Annotated in this window: 6 protein-coding genes; 2 read left to right on the plus strand and 4 right to left on the minus strand. The window is 44.5% G+C overall.

The features are described from left to right. Window positions 1-945: ATP-binding protein (locus QUA45_RS27530; RefSeq protein ID WP_333223052.1), on the plus strand; the 945-nt coding region annotated here is incomplete at its 5' end. Between the two features lie 23 nt (window positions 946-968). Here the strand turns inward: QUA45_RS27530 and QUA45_RS27535 are convergent. The 3 genes from QUA45_RS27535 to QUA45_RS27545 form a co-directional block, all read right to left on the minus strand. After that, entirely contained in the window at window positions 969-1,463 is a 495-nt protein-coding gene (locus tag QUA45_RS27535) for a GNAT family N-acetyltransferase (protein ID WP_333097799.1), read from the minus strand. Between the two features lie 91 nt (window positions 1,464-1,554). Then, window positions 1,555-2,151 (minus strand): tRNA isopentenyl-2-thiomethyl-A-37 hydroxylase MiaE, encoded by a 597-nt coding sequence (locus tag QUA45_RS27540; protein ID WP_333097798.1) that lies wholly within the window; start codon window positions 2,149-2,151, stop codon window positions 1,555-1,557. Between the two features lie 17 nt (window positions 2,152-2,168). Continuing rightward, complete coding sequence (locus QUA45_RS27545; protein ID WP_333097796.1) at window positions 2,169-4,349, minus strand: tetratricopeptide repeat protein; 2,181 nt, start codon at window positions 4,347-4,349, stop codon at window positions 2,169-2,171. A gap of 99 nt (window positions 4,350-4,448) precedes the next feature. On the opposite strand from QUA45_RS27545, the gene QUA45_RS27550 reads away from it, so the two are divergent. Next, window positions 4,449-5,114 (plus strand): glycosyl hydrolase 108 family protein, encoded by a 666-nt coding sequence (locus tag QUA45_RS27550; RefSeq protein WP_333223055.1) that lies wholly within the window; start codon window positions 4,449-4,451, stop codon window positions 5,112-5,114. A gap of 236 nt (window positions 5,115-5,350) precedes the next feature. Here QUA45_RS27550 and QUA45_RS27555 read toward each other — a convergent pair. Further along, window positions 5,351-5,776 (minus strand): GUN4 domain-containing protein (locus tag QUA45_RS27555; protein ID WP_333223054.1); only part of this gene is annotated, 426 nt, incomplete at its 5' end.

Here is a 5,776-nt window from a genome sequence, read left to right on the forward strand (position 1 = left end):
GCGATCGCGATCGACCACGCCGAACTCTACACCCAAACCCGCACAGCGGCACGATTAGCTCAAGCTCAAACTCAACAGCTAGAACAAACTTTACACGAACTCCAGCGCACCCAAACTCAATTAATTCAAAGTGAAAAAATGTCTAGTTTGGGCCAGTTAGTAGCAGGTGTCGCCCACGAAATTAACAACCCGGTTAATTTTATTTATGGCAATCTCAGCTACACCAGCGAATACACTCAAAACTTGCTAAAAATGCTGAAACTTTACCAGAAGGAATACCCGCAGCCTAGCGCAAGAATTGTAGATGCAAGGGAAGACTTTGAAATTGATTATCTTATTGAAGATTTACCGAAAATTTTAGCATCTATGAAAGTCGGAGCCGATCGCATCCGCGACATAGTTTTGAGCCTGCGGACTTTCTCAAGACTTGACGAAGCCGAAAAGAAACAAGTTGACATTCACGAAGGCATCGAAAGCACGCTGCTGATTTTGCAAAACCGCCTGAAACATAAAGCCGATCATCCGACAATTAATGTGATTAAAGAATACGGTAATTTGCCTTTAGTTGAATGTTATCCCGGTCAGTTAAATCAAGTATTTATGAATTTGTTGAGCAATGCGCTAGACGCATTGGAAATGGAGATGAAGACATCCAATAGAACCGCCAAAAATCTCGCAATTACGATTCGCACCCAAGTAACCGACAATAACAGCGTTGCCGTATGGATAGCTGACAGTGGCTCCGGGATGAGCGAAGATGTGCAAAAGCGCTTGTTTGACCCGTTTTTCACTACTAAACCCATTGGCAAAGGAACTGGCTTAGGATTGGCGATTTCGCACTCTATTATAGTAGAAAAACACGGCGGCAAGCTTTCTTGCCATTCTGTATTAGGAGAAGGTTCGGAATTTGTCATTGAGATTCCTCTCTGGCAGAAAAAAAATTAAACTTAGGGTGTAATTTTTAGTGATTATAGTTTTTTTATACCGACAGATTTTACGTAAACCCGATCGCACCTTGGCGTCTCCACACCTGTTGTCGGTAGATATCCGCTACTTTCGTACATTTTCACAGCTTCTTTGAGAATGCTAGCAGTTTCAATCCAGATTTCATCAAAACCGCGAGCGATAATTTTACTTTCCAATTCTTGCAGTAAAAATTTCCCCAAACCCTGTCCCCTTGCTGCTGGCAAAATATACATTTTGCGAATTTCCACAGCATTCTTACCGCGCTCAATCGGATAATAAGCTGCCGTACCCACTATTTGACCCTGGCGTTCAACTACCCAAAATTCGCCGCCTTGATTGTGATAATGTAGTTCTACATCATAGACATCTCGATCGGCCCCGTGAGGTTCGCATCTTAAACCGTACTCTGCTAAAACATCCCTAATTAAATAGAACGCCTCAGCGCGATCGCGCGTTTCCCAGGAACGAATTAAAAAATCCAAATGTTGGGTTTTCATGGGTGGTTGCAACGTATATTTATTTTTTGAGCTGAGCCAATGTAAAATTAGTTATTTTTTGTATTTTACCGTCTTTAAATGCACCTAAATTTTAACTGTGAATTCTCGGTTCGGGATGAAGACTTGCCAGCAGCTCGCTCTCTACTAATGATAATTCCTCCAACCTCTGCATCACAATATCCCGCTCGAAATAAGTTGTTGCCAAAATCCAATATACACCGTAATGACGCGCTTCCGAAGCCATCAAACTGCGGTAAAATTTAGCTAATTCTGCGTCTGGACAGCGATCGCCCAGCAGCCCCAACCGTTCGTGACTCCGCGCTTCTATTAAACCAGAAACCAACAAAGAATCCAAAAGTCTTTCGGGTTCCTGCTTGCGAATTTGGGCGGACAAGCCGGCACCGTAGGGAGGTGCAGCCAAAGGGCCTAAAGCAATGCTGCGCTTTTCTAACCGCTGGTTGACTTGCTCGAAATGCTCTAATTCTTCGCGGGCGATCGCCGTTAGCATCCTCACCAATTTTTCCCTGGCTGGGTAGCGAAACATTAAATTTAACGCTACTCCCGCCGCTTTCCGCTCGCAGTGAGAATGGTCTAATAAGATTGTATCCAAATGGGCGATCGCCTGTTCTACCCAAGCTTCCGAAGTCGGCTGTTTTAAAAACTTAATAGTTGGCAGTGTTGAAGTCATCAGTCATTAGTCAGGATTTATCCTATTTTACCTAATTTTTCAAACACCGCATACATATCACCAGCAAACTTTTTCGGATTCCACAGCGGGGACAAATTGGCTGGAAGTTTAGATTTCACCAACTGTGCTTTAATTGCATTTCTCAATTCACGTTCTTTACCCAATTTTACACCAACTTCCACATATTCCGACCAAGACAAAGCCACACCAGTTTCAATTCCCAAAGCCTGCAAGAACGAATAACCCATTCTCGACAAAAATTGCTCTCCCGTGCGAGTCACCACTGGCAAATTAAACCACAAAGCCTCTAAAGTGTGAGTTCCTCCGTTGTAAGGATAAGAATCTAACAAAACATCGGCTAGCAAATAGATAGTTCTGTGTTCTTCTTCAGTAGCAAACCTTGGCAAAAACTTAATGCGGTGCTTGCTCACTTTCTCAGCTTCGCAAGCTTGGTGATATGCAGCCTCAAACACCGCAGCATCGCCTAAAGCTTTGTGAATTAAAATACTGTTGGGCACTTGTTTGAGAATCGCAACTTGGGCTTGTACCAACTCGTGATTGAATTTTCTGCCGGGTGCGACGCACAGGTAAACTATCTGATCCAAACCGATCCGATTTGACCTTCTCAATGCAACTGGATCGACTCCATATCTCTGAAAACCGGACACCGCTACAAAGGAATCTGGCATCCTAATTAGCTGTTCGTCATAATATTTTTCCCGCCCGGCCGGGTGCGAGTGCCAGTCTGTAAGAAAGTAATTTTCCGGCGATAGGTAAGGGGCGTCAAATCCCAGCCAAGAAACACAAACTGGTGCGGGTTTTTGGTAGAGAATGTCAGCGTGAACTGGTACGCTGAGAGAATCTAAATCAACTAAAACGTCCAATTCATCTTGCTGAATTTTGTCGATTATTTCTGCGGAATTGGCAAGTCCGTTCGGGTAGGTTGTCGGAAAAGTTAGTTTGCCCCAAGTTTCAAATTGCTGAGTGCGATCGTCAGGAACAATTCTTTCGGAAGCGTACAAATACACATGGGGTGTGATGTCGGACAATTCGCGAATGATGTCAGCGCTGCACCAACCTACAGAATGGCGGCTAAAGTGATTGGACAAAAAGCCGATTTTTAACTTGCTGGATGGAACATTTGGTTTGAAACTGTAATTTGCGGGTTGAGAAAAATTAGGTTTAATACATTGCTCGATATACTTTTGGGAAATTAATCTGTAAAGTTTTGAGTTAGCCGCCAAGTCATCTCGCAAATAGGGCGTGCTGAATAACAAATTTGCATAAAGCGATTTAATTTCCACCGGGCTAGCAGTTTCTAAGTTTTGCTGCAAGTACGACTCTAGCTCTAAAAATCTATCGCCCGCAATTTGATTCAATCCCGACACTTGATAGGTGCTGATGAAGTAAATCGCGGTCATAATTGGATCGGTTTCGGCACACATTTGGCTGTATTGGTGCACGGCTTGCCGCGCGGCAGCTAAATTGCTAGTATCTCTGAGGATGCCGCACAAATGTTGGTGGGCAGAAATAAAATCTGGTTTAATTTCTAGGGCTTTTTGAAGGTTGGGTATTGCGTCTTTAAATTGACCCTGGTGGCGCAAAACTCGGCCAATTTGACAGTATGCTTCGGCTAAATCGGGTTTGAATGCGATCGCCTGCTGCCATGCAGCCACCGCCTCATCTAATTTCCCTTGCCGCGCTAATTTATCTCCTAAATTTAAGTGAAAATCTACCTGAGCAAGATGGGGATTGAGTTCGAGAGCTTTTTGCTCGTATGCTACCGCTGCATCCTGCTGCCCCTGCTGCTTCAGTGCCCCTGCCAAATTCCAGTAAGCAGCAGCCAAATTCGGTTTAAGTTCGATCGCCTTTTCGTAATTGACAACAGCCTCCACCAAATGCCCTTGTTTGTAGAGCATACTGCCCAAATTAGCATAAGCCTCAGCAAAATCGGGATTCAGAGCGATCGCCTCCGAATAAAACCGCATCGCTTCCTCAATTTGGCCGCTTGCTTGCTGCACATTGCCCATTGTCACGTAAGCCGCCGCCCAATCCGGTTGCAATTCCAGAGCTCGGCGGCAAGCAGCGACTGCTGCTGCTAAATTGCCTTGAGAGTAATAGGTTTCTGCAACGACTGTCAGCGATGCAGCATCTTCAAATTGGGGTGTTTCGGATTGGTTGGGAAAATCGGAATTCATTTGGCGGCCTATCTGTGCTATCAAGTTAAAGGTTGAATCTATATTATTTTGAAGAGTAGCAGTTTTAACGGAATTACGGGCGATCGTCACACAGAATTTATGAGCGACAAGCAAGCGACACAGCGCCAACATAACATCAAGTGGAAACCAAACCTCCTGCTGGGGATACTCTTGTTAACCTTAGCAATCCCCTTACCCTTTGCCCAAAAGACTTTCGCACAGCAGCAGCAGACAGCCAGCTTTCGGCAGAAATTATTTCAAACGGCTCTTTATTTCACCCTATATTTTGAGGGTGGATTCAGCAATCACCCAGCCGATAAGGGTGGCAGAACTTATCGGGGTGTCTTGCAAACTGAATACAACGCCTACCGCTACAGTCGTGGGCTTCCGCCCCTCGACGTGACGCAGATGTCGGAAGCAGAGCTCCTAGAAATTTATCAATATTACTGGGATTCGAGCCTTTCGGGCACGATGCAGCCGGCTTTGGCGATCGTCATGTTTGACACCGCCGTTAATTTCGGTATTAATAACTCTATTACCTTTCTTCAACAAGCATTAGGGTTGCCGCAAACGGGAGTTTTTGACCCGCGCACCAAGGAAGCGCTGAAAGGGGCAAACAATAGAAATACCGCGCTGCAAATGATTAACGAACGAATTATTTACCGCTACAAAAGGGTGCAAGAAGATCCGACTCAGATGGCTTTTTTCCGGGGTTGGCTCAGTCGCGATTACAGTTTGTGGGGCTACGTGAATAAAATTAAGTAGTTGACTGTTGACTGTTGACTGTTGATTGTTATTTCTTATTCTATATTTGTCGAACAGACATCTTGCCTGTGTTCTATAAATGGCGTTGCTGATTTACGGTATGAATAAACTTTTCTCCAACGTTACAAAACTCACCATACTTGGCCCATAGCAATTGGGAAATTTTTAATTCATACCTGTATTCAGCAAAACCGAAGTCGGGTATCTGAGTATTCTGTTTTTTTAGGTTTGTCTACTTACTTGCCGCAATTCGCAAAAGTAGAGAACAAGTTATAACCTTGAACTTTCGACGCTTGCCATGTATTACGCCGATCGCCAAAAAAACTTGTATCTCTACCAACGTAGCTTTGCCAACCTAATGCAGCAACAGTTGGGTACTGAGCGGGAAAATCCCCTAGCAGAGGAGTTTCTCGCGAGTCAAGTTTCCATCCTACCTTTTTGCTAAATTCTTTAATTTCTTCTTCGCAAGTTTGACAATTTAAACCCTTCGCCGTCTGTTGCCAAATCTCTAACTGCGGAGTGAAGCCGTATTTATTATTGCTGTGTTGCATCCACAATTTGTCGATCGCGCGGAGGTTCGGACAAGACGTGGGGTTGTTGCGGAGTAAAGAGACGGTTTCGCGATCGGCGTCGTCCCATTTCTTAGCTTCTAATAAGGTTTG

This window comes from Microcoleus sp. Pol12A5 (assembly GCF_036701435.1).
In the GTDB taxonomy this organism is placed as follows: domain Bacteria; phylum Cyanobacteriota; class Cyanobacteriia; order Cyanobacteriales; family Microcoleaceae; genus Microcoleus.

Excerpts from the sequence above, each read along its gene's own strand:
- QUA45_RS27535 (WP_333097799.1), bottom strand. The coding sequence starts at position 1,463 with ATGAAAACCCAACATTTGGATTTTTTAATTCGTTCCTGGGAAACGCGC.
- QUA45_RS27550 (WP_333223055.1), top strand. The coding sequence starts at position 4,449 with ATGAGCGACAAGCAAGCGACACAGCGCCAACATAACATCAAGTGGAAA.
- QUA45_RS27540 (WP_333097798.1), bottom strand. The coding sequence starts at position 2,151 with ATGACTTCAACACTGCCAACTATTAAGTTTTTAAAACAGCCGACTTCG.
- QUA45_RS27545 (WP_333097796.1), bottom strand. The coding sequence starts at position 4,349 with ATGAATTCCGATTTTCCCAACCAATCCGAAACACCCCAATTTGAAGAT.